The sequence below is a fragment of the Streptomyces sp. NPDC052236 genome (assembly GCF_044548015.1).
GTDB lineage: Bacteria > Actinomycetota > Actinomycetes > Streptomycetales > Streptomycetaceae > Streptomyces.
The window spans coordinates 101,186-120,840 of the sequence record NZ_JBIUBL010000029.1; the positions used below are offsets into that span (position 1 = coordinate 101,186).

Annotated in this window: 18 protein-coding genes and 3 pseudogenes; 11 read left to right on the forward strand and 10 right to left on the reverse strand. The window is 70.3% G+C overall.

Translation table 11 applies throughout. From position 1 onward, the window contains the following. The first annotated feature begins 1 nt into the window (after position 1). From ACIHCQ_RS35870 to ACIHCQ_RS35885, 4 genes are read left to right on the forward strand one after another with little or no spacing between them, the layout of a single operon-like run. Positions 2-1,720 carry a glycerol-3-phosphate dehydrogenase/oxidase gene (locus tag ACIHCQ_RS35870; RefSeq protein WP_399672244.1) on the forward strand — a complete coding sequence of 573 codons (1,719 nt, stop codon included), beginning with the start codon at positions 2-4 and terminating at the stop codon, positions 1,718-1,720. Between the two features lie 19 nt (positions 1,721-1,739). Continuing rightward, complete coding sequence (locus ACIHCQ_RS35875; RefSeq protein WP_399672184.1) at positions 1,740-3,290, forward strand: FGGY-family carbohydrate kinase; 1,551 nt, start codon at positions 1,740-1,742, stop codon at positions 3,288-3,290. After that, a complete protein-coding gene (locus ACIHCQ_RS35880; RefSeq protein WP_399672186.1) occupies positions 3,287-4,117 on the forward strand; it encodes a class II aldolase/adducin family protein in 831 nt (276 codons plus the stop codon). The genes ACIHCQ_RS35875 and ACIHCQ_RS35880 overlap by 4 nt, the downstream gene beginning before the upstream one ends. Further along, positions 4,114-5,796, forward strand: coding sequence for an FAD-dependent oxidoreductase (locus tag ACIHCQ_RS35885; RefSeq protein ID WP_399672188.1), 1,683 nt, complete (start codon positions 4,114-4,116; stop codon positions 5,794-5,796). Before ACIHCQ_RS35880 ends, ACIHCQ_RS35885 begins: the two co-directional genes overlap by 4 nt. A gap of 321 nt (positions 5,797-6,117) precedes the next feature. Here ACIHCQ_RS35885 and ACIHCQ_RS35890 read toward each other — a convergent pair whose 3' ends face one another. The 3 genes and pseudogenes from ACIHCQ_RS35890 to ACIHCQ_RS35900 all read right to left on the reverse strand — a co-directional run. Next, positions 6,118-6,516, reverse strand: coding sequence for a hypothetical protein (locus tag ACIHCQ_RS35890; RefSeq protein ID WP_399672248.1), 399 nt, complete (start codon positions 6,514-6,516; stop codon positions 6,118-6,120). Positions 6,517-6,522: 6 nt separating this feature from the next. Beyond that, positions 6,523-6,618, reverse strand: a pseudogene (locus ACIHCQ_RS35895) (hypothetical protein); the annotation flags it as partial. After that, positions 6,587-7,304 (reverse strand): annotated as a pseudogene (locus ACIHCQ_RS35900) (IS5 family transposase); the annotation flags it as partial. The pseudogenes ACIHCQ_RS35900 and ACIHCQ_RS35895, both read right to left, overlap by 32 nt. 736 nt (positions 7,305-8,040) lie before the next feature. Between ACIHCQ_RS35900 and ACIHCQ_RS35905 the strand changes: the two are divergent. The 3 genes from ACIHCQ_RS35905 to ACIHCQ_RS35915 all read left to right on the forward strand — a co-directional run bounded on the left by ACIHCQ_RS35905 (position 8,041) and on the right by ACIHCQ_RS35915 (position 10,428). Beyond that, positions 8,041-8,622, forward strand: coding sequence for a snapalysin family zinc-dependent metalloprotease (locus ACIHCQ_RS35905; protein ID WP_399672190.1), 582 nt, complete (start codon positions 8,041-8,043; stop codon positions 8,620-8,622). A 548-nt stretch (positions 8,623-9,170) separates the two neighbouring features. Continuing rightward, the gene (locus ACIHCQ_RS35910; RefSeq protein ID WP_399672192.1) at positions 9,171-9,968 is read left to right on the forward strand and encodes an ATP nucleotide 3'-pyrophosphokinase; all 798 of its coding nucleotides are present in this window, start codon (positions 9,171-9,173) and stop codon (positions 9,966-9,968) included. A 145-nt stretch (positions 9,969-10,113) separates the two neighbouring features. Next, on the forward strand, positions 10,114-10,428 hold the full coding sequence (locus tag ACIHCQ_RS35915) for a hypothetical protein (protein WP_399672194.1): 315 nt from the start codon (positions 10,114-10,116) through the stop codon (positions 10,426-10,428). Between the two features lie 98 nt (positions 10,429-10,526). On the opposite strand, the pseudogene ACIHCQ_RS35920 reads toward ACIHCQ_RS35915, so the two are convergent. Both ACIHCQ_RS35920 and ACIHCQ_RS35925 read right to left on the reverse strand, forming a co-directional pair. Beyond that, positions 10,527-11,054 (reverse strand): annotated as a pseudogene (locus ACIHCQ_RS35920) (DUF3732 domain-containing protein); the annotation flags it as partial. An 18-nt stretch (positions 11,055-11,072) separates the two neighbouring features. Then, entirely contained in the window at positions 11,073-11,810 is a 738-nt protein-coding gene (locus tag ACIHCQ_RS35925) for a hypothetical protein (RefSeq protein WP_399672196.1), read from the reverse strand. A gap of 79 nt (positions 11,811-11,889) precedes the next feature. Here ACIHCQ_RS35925 and ACIHCQ_RS35930 point away from each other — a divergent pair, with 79 nt between their 5' ends. Continuing rightward, positions 11,890-12,807, forward strand: coding sequence for a LysR substrate-binding domain-containing protein (locus ACIHCQ_RS35930; RefSeq protein WP_399672198.1), 918 nt, complete (start codon positions 11,890-11,892; stop codon positions 12,805-12,807). A gap of 204 nt (positions 12,808-13,011) precedes the next feature. Here ACIHCQ_RS35930 and ACIHCQ_RS35935 read toward each other — a convergent pair whose 3' ends face one another. Beyond that, a complete protein-coding gene (locus tag ACIHCQ_RS35935) occupies positions 13,012-13,383 on the reverse strand; it encodes a hypothetical protein (protein WP_399672200.1) in 372 nt (123 codons plus the stop codon). Here ACIHCQ_RS35935 and ACIHCQ_RS35940 point away from each other — a divergent pair. Next, the gene (locus ACIHCQ_RS35940) at positions 13,271-13,861 is read left to right on the forward strand and encodes a hypothetical protein (protein ID WP_399672202.1); all 591 of its coding nucleotides are present in this window, start codon (positions 13,271-13,273) and stop codon (positions 13,859-13,861) included. The genes ACIHCQ_RS35935 and ACIHCQ_RS35940 overlap by 113 nt on opposite strands. Here the strand turns inward: ACIHCQ_RS35940 and ACIHCQ_RS35945 are convergent. From ACIHCQ_RS35945 to ACIHCQ_RS35955, 3 genes are all read right to left on the reverse strand, one after another. Beyond that, positions 13,839-14,234 (reverse strand): hypothetical protein, encoded by a 396-nt coding sequence (locus ACIHCQ_RS35945; RefSeq protein ID WP_399672204.1) that lies wholly within the window; start codon positions 14,232-14,234, stop codon positions 13,839-13,841. The genes ACIHCQ_RS35940 and ACIHCQ_RS35945 overlap by 23 nt on opposite strands. A 135-nt stretch (positions 14,235-14,369) precedes the next feature. Continuing rightward, positions 14,370-15,803 carry an amino acid permease gene (locus ACIHCQ_RS35950; protein WP_399672206.1) on the reverse strand — a complete coding sequence of 478 codons (1,434 nt, stop codon included), beginning with the start codon at positions 15,801-15,803 and terminating at the stop codon, positions 14,370-14,372. A gap of 149 nt (positions 15,804-15,952) precedes the next feature. Then, complete coding sequence (locus tag ACIHCQ_RS35955) at positions 15,953-16,111, reverse strand: hypothetical protein (protein WP_399672250.1); 159 nt, start codon at positions 16,109-16,111, stop codon at positions 15,953-15,955. Between ACIHCQ_RS35955 and ACIHCQ_RS35960 the strand changes: the two genes are divergently transcribed. Further along, positions 16,110-16,301 (forward strand): dihydrofolate reductase family protein, encoded by a 192-nt coding sequence (locus ACIHCQ_RS35960; RefSeq protein ID WP_399672208.1) that lies wholly within the window; start codon positions 16,110-16,112, stop codon positions 16,299-16,301. The two genes, ACIHCQ_RS35955 and ACIHCQ_RS35960, sit on opposite strands and share 2 nt — an antisense overlap. 528 nt (positions 16,302-16,829) lie before the next feature. Continuing rightward, positions 16,830-17,288, forward strand: a complete 459-nt coding sequence (locus ACIHCQ_RS35965) for a hypothetical protein (protein ID WP_399672210.1) — start codon at positions 16,830-16,832, stop codon at positions 17,286-17,288. A gap of 607 nt (positions 17,289-17,895) precedes the next feature. On the opposite strand, the gene ACIHCQ_RS35970 is transcribed toward ACIHCQ_RS35965, so the two are convergent. After that, positions 17,896-19,524: a hypothetical protein gene (locus ACIHCQ_RS35970; protein ID WP_399672212.1), complete on the reverse strand. Its 1,629-nt coding sequence runs from the start codon at positions 19,522-19,524 to the stop codon at positions 17,896-17,898. Positions 19,525-19,655 lie beyond the last annotated feature (131 nt).

A 19,655-nucleotide genomic window follows, 5' to 3' on the forward strand; every position in this document is an offset into this window, starting at 1 on the left:
AATGCCCGGCCTCGTCCGGCCGGAGCCGGACCGGGCCGCCTCCGCGTTGAACCGCGGTCAGCGCGATCGCGCGCTGACCCGTATGCGCGAGCAGGAGTTCGACATCGCCGTCGTGGGCGGTGGGGTGACCGGCTGCGGGATCGCCCTGGACGCTGCCTCTCGCGGCCTGAGCGTGGCGCTGGTCGAGATGCACGACTACGCGGCAGGCACCTCCAGCCGGTCCGGCAAGCTCATCCACGGTGGCTTGCGCTACCTGGAACAGCTTGAATTCCGGCTGGTCCGGGAGTCGCTGCGGGAGCGCGCCTTGATGCTGCACCGGCTCTGCCCCCACCTGGTGCGGCCGGTGCGGTTCCTGTATCCGCTGGAGCACCGGATCTGGGAACGGGCGTACGTCGGTGCCGGGCTGTTGCTCTACGACACACTGGGCGGGGCAGGCGCCGTCCCCCGGCACCGGCACCTGTCACGGCGCGACGCACTGCGCCTCGCCCCGGCGCTCAGGTCCGACCGGCTCACCGGAGCCGTCACCTTCTACGACGCCGCGTTCGACGACGCGCGGCACACCATGGAGCTGGCCCGCACGGCCGCCGCCTGCGGCGCCGAGGTGGCCACCGCCGCCAAGGCGGTCGGTTTCCTACGAGAAGGTGAGCGGGTCTCGGGCGCACGGGTGCGCGATCTGGAGACCGGTGCCGAATTCGACCTCCGCGCCCGGCATGTGGTCAACGCCGCCGGAGTCTGGACCGGCGAGGTCCAGGGCATGGCCGGCGGTCGCAGCACCTTCTCCGTGCGGGCCTCGAAGGGCGTCCACATCCTGGTGCCGCGCGAGCGCATCCGGTCCGAGGCGGCCATCCTGGTCCGCGCGGAGGACAGCGTCGTCTTCGTCCGGCCCTGGGGACGGCAGTGGCTCATCGGCACCACCGACACCACCTGGGCGCACGACCTGTCTCACCCGGCGGCGAACAGCGGCGACATCGACTATCTGCTCCGGCAGGTCAACCGGGTCATCGACCCACCGCTGACCGCCGAGGACATCGACAGCGTCTACGCCGGTCTGCGACCGCTGCTGGCCGGAGACCCCAAGATCAACAGTCGGCTCAGCCGCGAACACGCGGTGGAGTCGCCGGTATCGGGGTTCACCGTCATCGCGGGCGGCAAGTACACCACCTACCGGGTGATGGCCAAGGACGCCGTCGACGCCGCGGTGCGCGCGCTCGGCCGCGCCGATGTGCGGCCCTCACGCACCCACGACCTGCCGCTGCTCGGCGCCCGTGACTGGCTGACGCGCTGGAACACGCGCCATCGCCTCGCCGTCGAGAACGGGCTGACCACAGCGCGGGCCGAGCACCTGCTGCACCGCTACGGCGCGCTGGTCGACGACGTGCTCGAACTGCTGCGCTTCCGGCCCCGACTGGGCGAGCCGATCCCGGGGGCCGAGGACTATCTGCTGGCCGAGGCGCACTACGCCGCCTCGCACGAGGGCGCCCTCCACCTCGACGACGTGCTCTGCCGTCGGCTGCGCGTCTCTTTCGAGGTCCGCGACCGAGGCGTACGAGCGTCCCGGGCCGTCGCTCCCGTCGTCGCCGCCGTACTCGGCTGGGACGAGGCCGCCATCCGGGCAGAGCTGGACCGCTACCGCCGGAGGGTCGAGGCGGAACTCGCCTCGCAGCGCCGGCCCGACGACCTGTCCGCACAGGCAGCGCAGGCAGCGGACCAGACCCCCTGAGAGCGCGTGCCGGAAGGAGGTGGCGACGAAGATGCCCGCCGTGGTGACCATCGGGGTGGACGTGGGGACGACCGGCCTGAAAGCCGTCGTACTCGACAGCTCCGCCCGCCTGCTGCGCCAGTGGGCAGTCCGCTACCCGACGCGCCTCGCGGGTCTCGGCGCCGAGCAGGACGGCTCGGCCTGGTGGGACGCCGCCCGCGAGGCGCTGCGCGCCGTGGCGGACCCCGACGAGCGGGTGGCAGCCATCGCGGTCACCAGCCAGGGGCCCACCCTGGTGGCGCTCGACCGGGACGGTGAGCCGACGGGCCCGGCACTCACCTGGATCGACCGGCGTTCGTACGCCGAGGCGGCGGAGCTCGGCGAACTCCTCGGGCCGGGACGCAACCGCGCGGACCCCTACTTCGCCACCTCCAAACTGCTCTGGTGGCAGCGGCGTGGCGCGCTGCTCCGGGCCCACACGGTGCTCTGCGCCAACTCCTTCATCGCCCACCGGCTCAGCGGCGTCGCCAGCTCCGAGGAGTCCACCGCGGGCTTCTTCACCGGCTGGGAGGACGGTTTCGACGCCCGGCTGGAGCGCGCTGGTGTCCCCGTCCACCTGCTGCCGCCCGCCGTTCGCTGCGACGAGGTCATCGGGCAGGTCACGCCCGACGCGTCCTGGGCGACGGGTGTCCCGGCCGGGACACCCGTCGTCGCCGGTGCCATCGACGCCGTCGGGGCCGCCCTGGAGGCCGGACTGCTCCACCCCGGCGACGGCGTGGCCGAGATGACCGGCTTCTCCACCGTCTCGCTGCAACCGGTACGCCGCGGCACCACGGTCCCCGGCATGATCCACACCCGCCACTGCGTGCCGGGGACGGATCTGCTGCTGACCGCCCAGGTGTCGACCGGCGCCGTGGTCGACTGGGTGTGCCGGCTCACGGGGCGGGCGAGCGTCGAGGAACTGGATGCCGAAACGCCCGAACGGCGGCCGGGCCGACTGCTGTTGCTGCCCTCCTTCGCGGGCGAGCGCACCCCGACCTGGGACACCGGCGCGCGCGGTGCCCTGGTCGGACTCGACCTCGACACCACCCCTGGAGACCTGCTGCTCGCCGTCTACGAGGGTGCCGCGCTCGCGCTGCGAGCGGACCTCGAAGCCGTCGCCGCGGCGGTTTCGTACGACGGTCCGCTGTTGCTCTGCGGCGGCGGAGCGCGCAGCCTGCACTGGCCCCGGATCAAGGCCGATGTACTCGGACGCGAGGTCCGGATCCCCGTCTCCGGCCACGGTGCCGCGTACGGGGCTGCCCTGCTCGCCGGTCTCGGGGCGGGCGTGTGGTCCGACGCCGACGGAACGCGCGCGGGCAGCCGGGAGACGGCCCGCACCTTCGCGCCCGACCCGGCCAGGCACGCGGCGTACACGCGCCTGCTCGCCGAAGCCATACGCGTACGCGACGGTCTGCCCGCCACCACGGCTGTCCTGACCGCACATCTGCTCGCCGATCCGAAGCCCACCGATCCGAAGCCCACCGATCCACAGCTTGCCGATCCACAGCTTGCCGATCCACAGCTTGCCGTCCGACGGAGCGACAAATGAACCACCCGGACCACACACACGCGCGCCACACCACCGTCCTGGAGTCGCTCGTCGACCTCTCGCGCCGGCTCGGGGACCCGGCCGCCGATCTCGTCATCCTCGGCGAGGGGAACACCTCCGCCGACCTCGGCGACGGCAGTTTCCTGGTGAAGGCCAGCGGCGCCGGGCTGGCAGAGGCCTGGGGCACGGACTTCGTACGCCTGCACCGCGAGGCCGTCGTCGAACTCGTCGACGACCACGCCCTGGACGACCACGACATACCGGGTCTCACCCACCGGATGCGAACTGCCGCAGCCGACGACGGCGACCGCGCGACCACACGAGCGCCCTCCATCGAGGCGATGCTGCACGCCCTGGCTCTGGACTGCCCAGACGTGTCCGTGGTCGGCCATACGCATCCGACAGCGGTCAACGCCCTGCTCTGCTCCGACCGCGCCGAGGAACTCGTCGCCGGGCCGCTCTTCCCCGACCAGGTCGTCGTCTGCGGCCGTCACACCCTGCTGGTGCCCTACGCCGAACCGGGCCTGCCCCTGGGACGGGCCTTCCGTAACGGGCTCCGGGACCATCTGGAGGCACACGGCCGGCCGCCGAAGGTCGTCTACCTCGCCAACCACGGCATCGTGGCGCTCGGCGCCTCGGCGGCGGAGGTCCTCCAGATCACCGGGATGACGGTGAAAGCGGCCCGCATCCTGCACGCGGCGCTGTCGGCCGGACTCCCCACCCGCCTGCCGCCGGACTCCGCCGACCGGCTGGACCGCCGCCCCGACGAGGTCCACCGCCGCCAGGTGCTCGCTGCCGTGGAGCGGGCGCAGAGCGGCCGGCCATGAGCGCCGCCGACGCCCCCCGGACCCCGGGACCGGTCCGGGCCCCGGACCGGTCCCGGCTCAACGCGGCGTCACGGACCGCCGCCCTGAGAGCGGCGACATCCGGCGAGGTGGACCTCGTGGTGATCGGCGGCGGTGTCACCGGCGCCGGATGCGCGCTCGACGCGGCGGCCCGGGGCCTGAGCGTGGTTCTGGTCGAGGCGGGCGACCTCGCGGCCGGAACGTCGTCCCGGTCCGGCAAGACCTTCCACGGCGGGCTGCGCTACCTGGAGCAGCTCAACTTTCCGCTCGTCTCCACGGCGCTGCGCGAACGGGACCTCATGGTGGGCAGGCTCTGCCCGCACCTCACCCGGCCGGAGCCGTTCCTGTACCCGCTCACCAGGCACTGGGAGCGCGCGTACGCCGGCGCCGGGATTCTCCTGTACGACATCATGGCGCGCCGCGGCCGGGCGGTGCCCCGGCACCGCCACTTCACCCGGACAGGTGCGCTCCGGCAGGCTCCGGCGCTGAACCCGCGCGCCATCACCGGTGGCATCCAGTACTTCGACGTACGGGTTGACGACGCCCGGCACACCATGACCCTGGCCCGGACGGCGAGCGAACACGGCGCGCAGATCATTCCCCGGGCCCGCGTGGTCGAAGTATTGCGGCACGGCGTACAGGTCACGGGCGTCACCGTCGAGGACACCCTGACGGCGCGTCTCCACGGCATCCAATGCCGCGCCGTGATCAACGCGACCGGCGTCTGGTCCGCCGGGCTCCAGCAACTGGCGGGGGACAGCACGTTCTCCGTCCGCCCCGCCAAGGGCGTGCACCTGGTCGTGGCCCGCGAGACCATCGACTCCGCCACCGGCATCCTCGCCCGCGCGGAGGACTCGATCATTGTGATCCGGCGCTGGTGGGACCACTGGATCGTGGGAACCACCGACACACCGTGGGATGGACCGCTCGGCGAACCCGTCGCGGGTGAGTCGGACATCGACTACCTGCTGCGCAACACCAACCGCTACCTGCGCACCCCGCTGCGCCGCCGCGACGTGGTGGGCGTCTACGCGGGACTGCGGCCACTCCTGACGCCCGCGGGCAGCGATACAGCGGCCACCTCGGCCCTGTCCCGGGACCACTCGGTACTTCCCGGGCCAGAAGGCATGGTCACCATCGTGGGTGGCAAGTACACGACGTACCGCCCGATGGCCGCCGATGCCGTGGACGCGGCGGTCCGGTGGATCGGCCGTGACATCCCCCCGTCCCGCACCGCGTTCCTTCAGCTGACCGGCGCCGCCGACTGGGAAGCCGTACGCGGCCGTGCCGACGCGCTCGCCCGCCGGCACGGTGTCCACCGGGCGCACGTGGAGCGGATGCTCGGCCGTTACGGCGACCGAACCGACGAGGTGCTCCACCCGGTCGCCGAGGACGCGTCGCTCGGCCGGCCGGTCGGCGATGTACCGGGCTATCTGGCCGCCGAATATCTCTACGCGGTGACCGACGAGGGAGCGATGACCCTGGAGGACGTTCTCTCCCGGCGGACCCACGTCGCGATGGAAGCAGCCGACGGGGGCGTCGGCGCGGCCCTGCGGGTGGGACGGATCGTGGCGGGCGCGCTCGGCTGGACCGAGGCGGACATCACGGCCCAGGTGGCCGCGTACGCGGCCATGGTCACGCGCGACCGCGCCGCCCTCTGAGGCTCCGCGAGCTGGAAGGCATACCGGACTGAGACCGAGCGACGCGAGGCCCACCCCGTCCGGCTCCACGCCTGCCATCCCCACTGAGGAGGTCCCACACCTGAAGGAAGGCGTCGTGACCTCCGGTGACGGCAACCGGCCGGCCACCGACGAGACCGGCTCCCATTCCTCCGTTGTAGCTGCCGTCGATGTCCGCCACGCGTTCGCCTCCTCGGGTCAGGTCCCGGGCCGGCGGCTTGCCTTCCTCGCTGCTGCTGACAGCGTGCAGCCCTCGCTCAGAGGTAACGGTGGTGAGCGAGCAGACGCCCGGTCCATGGCCGGTCAGAGGACCAGCCGCCACTGTGGTGACGGCCAGGATGCGCCGGGCGGCGAGCAGGTTCGCCCAGTCGGCGTGGCCACACGCCACACCGGTTCGCCGGGGCCGTGGGCGGTCAGCCGCGGCAGCGTCGTGGTCGCCACGATCAGCTGTCGATGCCTTATGCCCACGACCGCACGCGCGCGTTCGCGGAAAGCGGCCTCGCGGGTCTTCGGCGCGGCACGGCGCGGCGCGGGGGCGAAGACGAACAGCGGGGGCGGGAACGGCTTGTCGCCGAAGTGGCCGCCGAAGTGCTCCTGCCAGTGGCGGCGCGCAGGACGGGCGGCGTTGCCGCGGCCGGTCGGCGGGGCGGCGCGATAGGCGTCGTAGGTCTCCAGCTTGGCGATCAGCCGGGTACAGGACATGGTGCGGTCCAGTTCCACGAAGGCGCTGCGGCCGTCGGCGGACAGGACGACCGCGTCGGGGATCAGTGAGCCGGCGGGGGGTGTGTGACTTCGAGCTGCCAGTCGTCCCGGGCGAGCCGCGCCTGCGGCGGTTGGCCCGCTGGTCCTTGGGTTCGGGGATGGTGTGCGGGAGTTTGCGCCGTCGCAGGTAGCGCCGGTTCTTTCGGGAGCTGTAGGCCTCGAACTGCGGGCTGTCCCCCTGCTGTCCGGGCGTGAGCACCAGCGAGAGCGGGCGGCACCGGCCCTCGGCGGACAGATGGATCTTCGTGGTGAAGCCGCCCCGCGAACGCCCTGAGCATTCGCCTGCCTGACCACCTCCGCCAGGCGGATCGACAGCCTCCGCAACACCGGATCGCCCCGATTCGCCCCACCGTGGGCCCCTTTTGAGGAACAGCCGGCGGCGGGGCCACCTTCCGCGCCCCGGCCGCGTGCTGATGGGCACGCGTCGTGGTGGAGTCCACCGACACGTCCCAGTCGATCCCGTTCCCGGCATCCACAGCCGTTTGCACCCGCGTCAGCAACAACTCCCACGTGCCATCGGCCGACCAGCGGCGATGCCGCTTGTAGACCGTCTCCCACGGCCCGAAGCGCTCCGGCAGATCCCGCCACGGCACACCGGCCCGCACCCGGAACAACACACCATTGATGACCCTCCGATGCTCGCTCCACCGGCCGCCACGCGTCCCACCACGAGGCAGAAACGGCTCCAGCCGCTCCCACTCCGCATTCGTCAAATCCCCACGCCCCACCATGCTGACGAGCATGACCCCGACAACATGATCACATCAGGAGATCCAAGAAACAGAACCTAGCCCCGGGGCAGCGTGGCCACTGGCAGGCCCTGCCCGCGTACCGCCTCACCCTGCGCTGCTTCGGCGGCTTCGGTGCCTGCTCTATGAATGCGCGTCGATGGCAGCGCCCGCTGTCGGCGCCGCACCTCGGCTCGGCATCCCCCGCCGCCGAACTGCCCCCAGCTTCAGCCAGATTACTGAGACAACCCGGCGGTGAAGGTCTCTCACCTCACTCGATTCCATGGCGCCTCGTGGCGCACCCACGAGATGCGACAAACTCGCCGCCCACTACGAGGCCACCGCAACCATCGCCGTCATGCACGAGTGGCTGTGACCAGCACAGTTGTGTGGGCTGTCGAACGCTGCGCCGCTGCCGTGCGGCTTCTCGGGAGGAACAACCGCCGAAAGGTGATGGCGTGAGGGCCCGCCGGGCAGGGTGCCGAGGTCAGCAGCCGGTGCTGAAGAATGCGGGCCCCGTTGGTGATTGGGCTGTCGGCCAGCGATCCGGTTGGGTTCCTTTCTGGCCCGTAATAGATGACAGGGGCATGACTAGTACGGGGTGGGGTGGGCATAGGTTCTGAGGCCCCGGGAGATTCGGCAACTGACCACCTCGCTGGTCCAGTTCACCGTCGCCGCCCCTCCCGCACTCTCGGTTCTGAAAGGAGCCGAGTCCCCCACGAGTGAAGGGACAGCAATGCCGCACTCCATATGGCTGAAGGCAGCCAGCACCGCCGCAGCGGTCACCCTGGCCACGGCAACAGCGGCGCACGCCACGTCCGCGCCGGAGCCTGCCGCGGCGAAGAACGCGTCAGCGACAGTGACGCTCTATTACGACGACAGCCGGGCCGGCGGCTGGGAGGCGGCGATCACGGCCGGTGTCTCCTCGTGGAACTCGAACGTCGACAACGTCAAGCTGGTCGAGGCCGCGCCCGGCGCCCGGGCCGAGATCCAGATCGTGGCCAGCAGCGGCTGGCCGCAGGCCACACTTGGCCCGGTCCGCCCGGGCGGCCAGGTCCGTGTCGAACTCGGCAGCCAGGCGGTAACCCAGGGCCATGACAAGACCCGCATCGCCGCCCACGAGATCGGCCACAGTCTGGGCCTGCCGGACACCAAGCCCGGCCCGTGCTCCCAGCTGATGTCGGGCTCAAGCGCCGGCACCAGCTGCAAGAACGCGGTCCCGAACGCGGCTGAGCAAGCCCGCGTCGAATCCGCCTACACCAACGGCTCCGCCTCGCGCACCCCGGCCGACGGACGCATCCTGGTGGACGCGCCATAGCCGGCAGGACAACCACAGCGCGAGGTGCCTGACCCAATTCGCGCGGTCAGGCACCTCGCCGCGCGCCCAGGCCGCTTGCCACCGATCACCGACAATGCCGCCCAGCGATCCTCCCGGTGCGCCATGTCGGCCCACTCCACACCTCACCCACGCGAGTCACACGCACAACCTCAGCTCAGCGGCATGCTCTGGACGTGGTCGAGTGCCGATTCCGATGACCTGCAGACGAGTAACTCGGGTTGTGGGCCGGAGCGGGTTTCGGGGGGGGCCGGTATCGTCGCGGACCTTCCCGCGCAGCCGGTCGTGCAATTCGTTGATCAGGCCTTCTTCCGCCAGCGATGGTCGTGATTCTTGCGGATCACGGGCCGCGCAGGCACCCTGCTCCGCGCGCCCGCTGCACATCGCCCGACGTCGCCCTGTCCGGGCACCTGCCACGAACGGATCCAGCCAAAGATCACGCCACCGGCCCCTCCACACGACACTTCGGTCCATGTCCGCCTGTTGTGCCGCGCGTAGCGACTCCTCACGCAAAGGCAGGGCTCACACGGATGACTATCACCCGTACCGTCACCCGGGCCGCGATCACGGCCGCACTGACCACCGCACTGACCACAGGCATCACCTCCACCGCCATGGCCGTCCCCGCCGGGCCGGCCAAGCCCAACACCTCGCAGACGGCTGCCGCCCGGCAGCCGGACGACGGGTGGACCGGGGAAGGCGGACTCTCACTCAGCCCGGCCGACAACGAACGGGTCGACGACTACATCCAGAACGCCAAGCGGGCCGAGCGGGCCATCAGCCCCCAGGTACGGGCCGCGGCCTGGATCGCCGGGGCTGAGGTGATCGGCTTCGAGAACCGGCTCAAGTCCCCCAGCTCCCTCAAGCGGAAGGTCGCCACCTCCCTCAAGGAACACCCCGGGCAGAGCGCCGAGGCCGCCCTCGCCACCCTCAGCGACGCGGTGCGCTACACCCTCCAGTGGCGCGAGGACCAGTACACCGACGGCGTCACCACCGCTGCGCAGCTGCTCTCCTCGTGGGGTAACGACAGTACGAAGTGGTCCAACACCTGGGGCCGCACCGAGGGATACAAGGGACTCAACACCGGGTGGCGCGCCCCCCGCCCAGGACAGCTGTTCGAAGTCCAGTTCCACACCCCAGACAGCAAGTGGGCCCAGGAAGCCACCCACAAGCTCTACGAGGAGCAGCGCCTCCCCGGCACCAGCCCCGAGCGGAAGAAAGAACTCCAGGAACAGCAGAACGCCATCTTCGCCGCCGTGCCCGTCCCGGCCGGTGCGGACCGGCTGACCGCGCCTCTCTCGCCCCGGGTACCCGCGTCCCTGGCGTAACGAATCAACTCGTACGGTGCGGCGGTCGCCCCGGCACGGCAACGCGCACGGAGAGAACCGTTCCCGGCGGCCGACCCGTCCGGTGGACCGCTGCGCCCGACCCCGGCGACGGGCGCAGCCACCGCAGCCCTCTGCCCACTCGCTGATGGACGCGGTCACCGCGGACTTCCGCCTGGAGGAGCAGCACGACGCCTACCAGCACGCCCTGGAGCAGCTCGTGGCCGCCCGACTGGAGGACCAGGAGCCGCCCCACGCCCCGGACACCGTGCCCATCGAAGGCAGCGGGACCGTGGACCTGATGGCCGCCCTGGAACAGAGCGTGAAAGCAGCGAAGTCCCGCCGCAGTCCAGCCGCAGTCCAGCCGCGAAGAAGGCTGCGGGGTCCTCGCGTAGACCTTCGTCGTGCGTCAGTGCGTGTTGGAGGAACCGCAGCCGGTTCTCCTGGCGCAGCACAGCGGTGAGGAAGCCGTGAGGGTGAGTTCTGCCCAGGCGGTGATGTCGTCGTGGCGTGCTTGTCGCAGGTCAGCGAGCGCGAGGAGGAAGACGACGTACCGCCAGGTCAGGGGTTACTCCGGGCGGTCGTGGTCTCGATCCATTCCTCGGGGATGAGCTTGTCGCCGTCCCGCCGGTTGTGCGCGACGGCGTCCTGGAACCAAGGGTCGGGCAGGTTGACGTGGTCGCAGACAATCACCTGCGGGTCAGGAGCAAGCTCACGCGCAACGTCGTGGATCAGGCGGAAGAGCCGTTCGACGGCCGCGCGGTCCCTGCTGTCGGCTCCCTGATCGGAGTCTTCACTTCATCTGAGCGGTACCAGGCCCTGCGTTGGCTGATCGAGTATGAGAATGCGGGGCACGGGCCGGTTCTGGCGCACGAAATAGCGGTGCAGTGCCAGGTGAGCGATCACGTGGTAACCGATCCAGTTCTCGGCGCTCCCGATGCGGGACAGACTGACGGGCCCCTTGGGGGTGTCGACGGAGATCGTCAGGTTGTCGAGGTCGAGATGCCCGCTCGCGTCCTGGTGCTCGAGTTGCAGTTGCTCCGCCCAGGACGTCATGGGTGACGACCGGCTGGGCTTCGTGCTCCTGTTGGTGTTCTCAACGTCCGGTCACGGGGTCAGGGAGGCGGTCAACGCGTTGATGAGCTGGGCGAATTCGGTACGTTGCCGGCCGGTCAGTGTGGCGTAGAGCGGCGCCTGCAGCTCATTGGTGAGCTGCTCGGCACGCTGCCATTTGGGGATCAGAGTTGCGGCAACGGGATATGGCTCTTGCCAGCCGTAGTGGGTTGCCTGCTCGGCGCCGAGGTTGATGACCATTGCCGCTCGGGCGCTCAGCCCACACAGGCGCACCGCCGCCAGATGGCAGGCGCCACGGTGTTCCCGCAGTACGTGTATGCGCTGCATAGCCGCACCGACCGGGTCGTTGCCGGGGCAGGGTTGCGCGCGCCAGCCCGCGAACAGAGGCAGTGCGTCGGCGTCGGCGGCGTCGATCAGCTGCTGTGCCAAGCGGTTGAAGTGCTCCACGTCGACGTCGGCGGGGATGTTGGCGCGCCCCCACGTCCGGACGGCCTGTGCATAGCAGGCAGCGGCTTCCTCCGCCGGCATCACGGACCGTCCCGCCAGCCAGCCCGCGGTAACCAGGTGAGGGCCGAGGAAACCCTGTACCGCTTGGACCACCGGGGCCGGTGCCTCGCCGAGTACCCCGAATCGTCCGCGGCAGTAGAAGCCGCGCCCTGGGGGAAACCCGGCACGCAGACCGACGGCGGCGGTCGCCTCGTCGGACATGAACTCGTCACCGAAATCGTGGATGGGCCGGGCAACTGCAGCGACGCAGTCGAAGATTTCCATGCGCTGAAGGTCGCTCACCATGACTCAATAGGTCAAGGGGATGATTTCTGATGAAACCCTTTAGGTAATCTATCGAGTCATGCTGGATATCCGCCGTCTGCACATGCTCAAGACCGTCGCCGCCCGCGGTTCCATCGCCGCGGCCGCCCAGTCACTGGCGCTGTCCGCCGGTGCCGTGTCCCAGCAGTTGTCCGCGCTGAGGCACGACGTGGGAGTCGATCTGCTGCGCCCCGACGGGCGAACCGTGGCACTGACGGAGGCGGGCCGGGTGCTCCTCGAACACGCCGACCGGATCCTCGCCGCCGTGGAGGAAGCCAAGAGCGCCCTCGCGGCGGTCAAGGGCACGGTCGGCGCCACCGCCACGCTCGCCGCGTTGCCGTCGACCGTCGCCAGGATCGTGGCCCCCGCGCTGACCGCACTGGGCTCACACCACCCGCAGCTCACCGTGACCTGTCTTGTCACCGACCAGGCGCAACTGCGGGAACTCACGCTCGGCACCGTCGATGTGGTGCTGGGACAGCGGTATCACCACCTGCCCGATACCGCGCCCCGGGGCATCGAGGTCTCGCCGCTGCTCGACGATCCGCTGCTCGTCGTCACCGCGGCCAACCAAGCCGGCGAGCGGCCCGTCGCCCTGCGGGAACTGGCCACGCACAGCCTCGCCGTGCCGCCGCCGACCACGGACTGCGGACAGGCCATCCTGCACGCTTGCCACCAGGCCGGCTTCACACCCACGACGCGCTACATCACCGCCGACATCGCCGCCCAGCTCACCCTCGCACGGGCCGGCCTCGCCACCGCGCTCGTCCCCCGAACGGCCATCGACCCGGCCACACCCGGAATCCGCACGGCGCCCATCAAGGATCACCCGATCCTGCGCCTCCTGTTCGCCGCGACGCGGCACACCCGGACCGCGAACCCGACGACCACGGCCGTCATCGCAGCGCTGCGCACAGCCGCGCGGCAGGGTCGCACCACGCACCTCCCGCCGGCCTAGAACAGGGCCGTCGAGCCAGTTCGAACGCTTCAGCTTGCGTCGGTCTCTGAGACGGCCGGTGCCGGCTGGGTGAGGGTGAACAGACCAGGTTCGGGTTCGGGCACCTTCTACGAACCCCGCGTCCCCCGGGTGACCGCCGCCTGAACCGGCCCACCGGCAGTTCGACTCACCAACGCAGCGATTCAGCAGCCGTCGGAACCGCCATCAACGTGTTGCGTCGTCCGCCCACGCCAAGATCTCCGCGGCGCCCCGGCGGACAGCTGCTTCCGCGTCCCGAGCGAGCCGCTCGCAGACCGCTGCGACGTCCGGCACGCTGTCCGGTCCCACGAGCGCGTCATGCACCCCGGTCTGCATCCAATCGGCATGGCTGTCGTCGGCCCCGGCAAGTGCGAGAGCGATGAGCCTTACCGCGGCCATCGTCCCTACCCGGGCCAAGGCCTCTGCCGTCTGTCGAGTCACCGCCGTGTCCGCAACGTCCAGCAGCAGATCCACCAACACTTCGGCAGCCACAGGAACATCAGCGAAGGGAGCAAGGTCACGCCCGGCACGAATACGCAGCGACCACGAAGGGGACAAAGCCTCATCCAAGGCCGCCTGCAACCCGCTCATCGCGTCCGACACAACCAGACACTCTCATGGCCCCACCGAGAACATCGAACCCGGACCGAAACCACCTGCACGCTTGACGAAGAACATAGAGGCACCACCGGTCGGCCCCGGCTGCCGCCTGTCCGGCGGCCGGTGGTTCTCGTACTACGACGGAGCATGGGTAACGGCGGCCTCCGGCCCGGATGTCGACCACATGACACCCCTGGCCGAAGCATGGGACAGCGGTCTCGTGGCCGTCACCGCCCGCTCCAACCGGGCCAAGGCCGACAAGGACCCCACCCCATGGATCCCACCCCTCGCAGAGGTCCGCTGCCGGTACGCCGCGGAATGGACCGGCACCAAACTCCGCTGGAACCTGGCCGCCGACAAAGCCGAGCAGGCCGCCCTGCGCGACCTCGCCCAGGCCTGCCCCGGCACGACCGTCACCTACCAACCCGCACCATGAATCCGGCCAGTTCCCCTTCCCGGCACGTAGTTCCAGCATCGTCATCCAGATCGACACAGCCCTGAGCCCGACTACGAAGCTGCGTGGCCCCCGGCATCAAACGATCACTTTGATCCGTGGCAAACCCGACGGTGCAGCGCGGCTCTTGCACTCCCGAAGCGCACCGTCCCTCCGGAGGGGAAACGGTCGGGCCTGCCGCCCCGACACTGAGGTAGGCGAGTACGTCGGCGCCGCCGGTCACCCCGCCGCAGCCGAGGATCGGCAGGTCTAAGCCCCGGCGGCGCAACGTGTAGACGGCTGCGAGCACGAGCGGCTTGATGCCCGGGCCGGAGCACCCGAAGACGCCGCCGAGGCGCAGCTCGCCAGAGCTCAAGACGTCAGCACCCGCGATGGAGTCGCTGAGCGTGATTGCGGTGGCCCCGCCGTCTTCGGCGGCCCTGGCCCGTGCTTCGACACCCGCGACGGCCGGGAGGACCGGCGGTCGTGCGCCGCGCCGCGGCCGGTCACGTCACGGCTGCTTCGGTGCGGCCCCGCTCTCCTCTTTCGCCAGGTTCGACTTCCGGTACGAGTACCCGAAGTAGATCACCAGGCCGATCAGGAGCCACACCAGGAACCGAAGCCACGTCTGCCAGGCCAGGAACGTGATCAGCCAGAGTGAGAACACGACACCGATCGCCGGCACGAACGGTACTCCCGGGCAGCGGAAGCTCCGCGGCAGGTCCGGCTGCCGGTAACGGAGCACGATCACCGCGATGCACACCACGACGAACGCGAGCAGAATGCCGATGTTGGTGAGCTCCGCCGCCTCGCCGATCGGCAGGAACCCGGCGAGCAGCGCCGACGCCACGCCGACGATCCACGTCACCCGCACCGGCACATGCCGCGTCGGGTGCGTCTTCGCGAACCAGTGCGGCAGCAGCCCGTCGCGACTCATCGAGAACCACACCCGGGTCACGCCCAGCATGAAGGTGAACATCACCGTGAGAATGCCGATGATCGCGCCCACCGCGATGAGGTTCGCGAGACCGCCCAGCCCCACCGACTCGAAGGCCGTGGAGAACCCGCTCTCCGGATCGATCTCCGTGTAGTTCTGCATACCCGTCAGCACCAGACAGGCCAGCACGTACAGCACCATCGAGATCGCCAGCGAGTAGATGATCGCCTTCGGCATGTGCCGCTGCGCGTCCTTGGACTCCTCGGCCGCCGTTGACATGGCGTCGTACCCGAACACGGCGAAGAAGACGGTCGCCGCACCCGTGAACGCGCCGCCGACGCCGTACGGGAAGAACGGGTCGTAGTTGGACGTGTCGATGTGGAAGAAACCGATGACGATCACCAGCAGGACGACCAGGACCTTCAGCACCACCACGACCGTCTCGAACCGGGCCGCGTTCTTGATGCCGAGCGTGAGCAGGTACGCGGTGAACAGACACAGGATCATCGCGAACAGATCGACCTCACGCCCCTCGCCGGTTCCCGGCGCGCCCAGCATCCATGCCGGCAGGTCGATCCCCATCGCACCGAGGAGGAAGCCGAAGTAGCCCGAGATGCCGATGGCGACCACCGCCACGATCGCCGTGTACTCCAGCAGCAGGTCCCAGCCGATGAACCAGCCCGCCAGCTCGCCGAGCACGGCATAGCCATAGGTGTACGCCGAACCTGCCTTCGGGATCATGCCCGCGAACTCGGCATACGAGAAGGCTGCGGCCGCGCTCGCCACGCCCGCGATCAGGAACGAAACGAGCACCGCGGGCCCGGCCGTACCGTTCGCGACCGCCCCGGCGAGGGCGAAGATTCCGGCACCGATAATGCCGCCGACACCGATGGCCGTCAGCTGCGCCAGGCCGAGTGTTCTGGTGAGCTGCTCGCTGGGAGCGCCTTCTTCCATCTGTTCGATGGGCTTGCGGCGCAGTACACCCTGTCCTATCCGGAGCCCTGCCATGAGCCACCTCTTCGCAGACTGCTATCGGCCGATAGCGGCCCATGATGGCCCATATGGGGCGGCGGCGGAAGGCGACATGCGGTGCCGCCGAGGAAAGGATTCCGGGAGGGAAGAGCAGCTCACGCGTCAGCGGTGGCGGGAGCTCCTCATCACCCGGCGCGATCGGCTTCGACGAGCGCGCACGCCGGGGCGTACAGGAACCAGCCCGCTTCGGCGTGGGCCCGGTGGATCAGGCGGGAGACCAGGACATTGCCCTGGCGGGCCGCGGCGGCCCGCGAGGCCGCCGGCGACAAGAACGTCTGCCTCATGGGCGGCGGCGTCGTGACCGAGGCGCTCAAGGCGGGACTCGTCGACGAGGTGGTCCTCCACCATGTGCCGGTCCTGCTCGGTGGCGGCCGACCCTTCTTCCAGTGGCTCCCCGAGCACGTGCGCCTCCGCCTCGTGGAAGCCGTCCCGGCGCCCGGCGTCACCCACCTCCACTACGAGATCGAGCGATGACCCCCGTCACCGGCGAAGCCGCGTCGCTCGCCGACAACCACCACCGCCACATGCGCGAAATCTTCGCCGCCCAGGTCGCCCCCACCCTGACCGCCGGCCCCGGCGCCGAACGCACCGCTGCCTGCGCCGGCCCGCTACCTGCTGCGCCTGCCCGCCGTGATCGCCCCCACCCCGGGACAGATCACCGACACCCTCGCCGCTGCCATCCCGACCACCCTGGAACAGCGCTGATCACAGGCGAACACCGGCGCACGGCCCCGCTCACTGGCCACCCGGGCGAGGCGTCGAGGTCGATGAGCATGGCCGTCCGAGGCCGCTGCCCTGAAGTGCGTCCGGCGCCGCGACCGGGCCTGAAGCGGCTGAGGTGGTGCGTCCCCGCGTGGGGCCGTAGCGTCGATACACGAGTCAACCGTTCGAAGAAGGTCGGCAGCGCCATTCAGCGTGTGCTCCGGGGTGGGCGGAGCGCACGCGGTGCGGCGGCCAGGTGTCGGAGTCCACGTGGCTCGGGAGAGATGGCTGGGAGCAGATATGTACAGACTCAAGCTGAAGGCGGTGGCCCTGGTCTATGCCGCTGCGTCGCTCGCGGTAGCCGCTGTACCAGCATCCGCTCCCGCTTCCGCTGCCACATCCACGGTGTCACAGCCGGATGATCAGGTCGTGGTCGTCGACTGCTTCTCGAAGCCGCAGGTGCGTCCCAGTAAGTTCCTGATCGCCTGCGGCGACGGCAACAGCGGGCTCACCGAGCTGAAGTGGATGAGCTGGGGCCCAGCCACTGCCACGGGCAGCGGGCTCAACGTAGTGAACGACTGCAAGCCCTACTGTGCTGCGGGCAAGTTCCACTCCTACCCCGTGATCGTCCGGCTCGAGCGCCCACAGGCGTGGGAGAAGCAGCCTGAACAACAGCGATACTCGCAGCTGCACCTCGTGTTCACCGATGGCAGGCCATCGAATCTGGATCCCGAGGTGACGTACAAGCTCTGGGATTGACGCCACCGGGCTCGCGACGCGTTGTGGCCCAGTCCCGGGCCGGCGGCTCGTACGATCCGGAGTCAAGGTGCGAAAGTGCGGAGTGGTCCCCCGGGTGGGGGCCAGGGCGTGTTCTAGGGACACATGTCGGCGGGTTGCCGAGGAGATGCGGCATCCCGCGAGTTCTCCTGAGCCTCGCTGAGCCTCGCTGAGCCTTGGCCGCCGGGGCTCGTCGACGCCGACGACCGTCGCGCCGTCGGGCGGGCTGGTGTCCGCTTGCGACCCTGACCACCCAGATCCTCAAGCCCTTCCAAGCCGGAGCGGCTGAAGCGATGCAGCCACCGCCGCGCCGTCTTCTGGTTGCAGGCCCGCCCCCGAGTACCCGACCACCCCGCCACCAGCACGCGCAGCGCGATCTGCGGACATCGACCAAGGGCCGGCCGGCGCGGAACGGGCGATACCAAAGTGCGCGCCCGACAGGAGGTTGCGGTAGCGCACCCGGTCGCGGCGGTCGGAGGCGACGCCGGGCAGGGCGGCGAGGTCGTCGCGGTGCTGCTCGCGGCTGGGGCGTCGAACCGGCCGTCCATGGTCCCGCCTGGCGCACCGCCCGGGTGCGGCTTCGTCGTGCTCAAGGCGTTTCGGAGTCGGGCACGGGTTCCGATGACCGGCGGCGGATGACGTGCCAGGCCAGGCCCGCGACGAGCAGTGCGGCTGGGGGGACGGCGTAGGGGACGGCGGCCGAGGCGATCCGCCGTGCCCGGAGGGTGGCCGTCACGCCGGTGACCCGGATCGGTACGTCGGCGGCGTCGTTCGTCCGTACCCGGTCATGCGCGGAGTGTTCACGCGCGTGAACGACCTGTACCTGGCCCACGGCACCCGGCACCTTACGCTCCACCCGCAGCTTGATGTATTCGTCCTCCACTCCCCAGGGGCAATTGACCTCTCGGCCCTTGACCGTACAGAGTTCCAGGTCCTCGTCCATGGGGACGCCGACCACGCGCGTGCCCTCGGGTGCGGTGAACCGGACTCCGTACTCCATGTGGTTGGGGTGGTGCGCCTTGCTGCCGTCGGGCCAGCGCATACGCACGCCGAACCCGACGCGCACCGTCTCGCCCTCCTTCGCCCGGACGGGATCAGCCGTCGCAGCGATGTCGACATGCGAGTCGACCTCGGCCAGGTCGTCGCCGTACTGCTCAAACCGCCCGCTCACGCGCGTTCCTTCGACCGCGAGGACCGGATCGTCTCCCTCCCCCGCGCGCCAGGTTCCCCAGCGTTTCCTGGACTCCTTGTGGGAACCCTCGGGGCTCAGGTCGGGGTCGTCGGGACCGCCGATCGCGTAGGCCGAATAGCTCAGCGAGACGTACAGCGCGTCCTTCGGTATCCGGAACGTCAGTGAGGGGTCCAGAAGGACCGTTTCCCCCGGTCGCAACGGGTAGGCGACTTCGCACTGCCCGTCCGTGGGGAAGGTGTCGTCGTAGCCGCAGTTACGGTACCCACGGGCCGGCTGAGCGCCTTCGCCGGACGTGAAGCTGATGCCGAACCCGTTCTCCGCGCGCAGTTTCCCTGTGTTGCGCACGGCGAGACCGAACGGCATCGCCGCCCCGGGCACGGGCCGCTCGCGCGCGAGCTGACCGCGGACCAGGAGCCGGGGTACTCCGACGACCACATCGGTGGACCGCGTGACGGCGGCCCCGGCTGCCGAGTCGGTTGCGGCTCCGGCTGCGGGGTCGGCGTTGGCGGTGACCGTCACCTTCCCCCTGTCCCCGGACGCGCTGCCCGGAGCAGCCCGCAGGTCGAACGGCCGTACCGGCATCGGGTCCTGCCCCACCCGTACGTCGTACGAGCAGGTGATCCGCGCCTTCTCACGCCGGCAGGACTTGGCAAGCCGGTCGACGACAGCGACGCCGGACAGGCGGCTGATATCGATACGGACCGTGACGCGCTGACGCCCGGAAGCCGGCCGCACCCCTGAGTCTCCTGAGGTTCCCGAGTCCTCCGAGACGGCCAAGCTGAACCCGAACACCGGGTCCGGCGGGCTCCCTTCGCCCTCGGACCGTTCCTCGGACGGTTCGGTGAGGTAACGGGTGACCCCGGTCCCGTCGAGGCTGACCCTCCGCCGCTCACCCGCCTCGTCCCCGGCCGCCCAGGTGACGGACCCCGTCAGGATTCCGAGAGCGGCGAGGGCGACCACCGCGGCCCGCGGCCACGTCAGCGCCCGCAAACCGATCATTCCCGTCTTGCTCTTATACAGCTGCATTACAGAGTGGGACTCGCCGAACGCGACCGCGGTTCCCCGTCCGCGCGACGCCGCCAAGTCACGGGCGGACCGTGCGGACGGTGCGGACGGTGCGGGCTTCGGCCAGGGCGGCGGCCGTATTCCCAGGGACC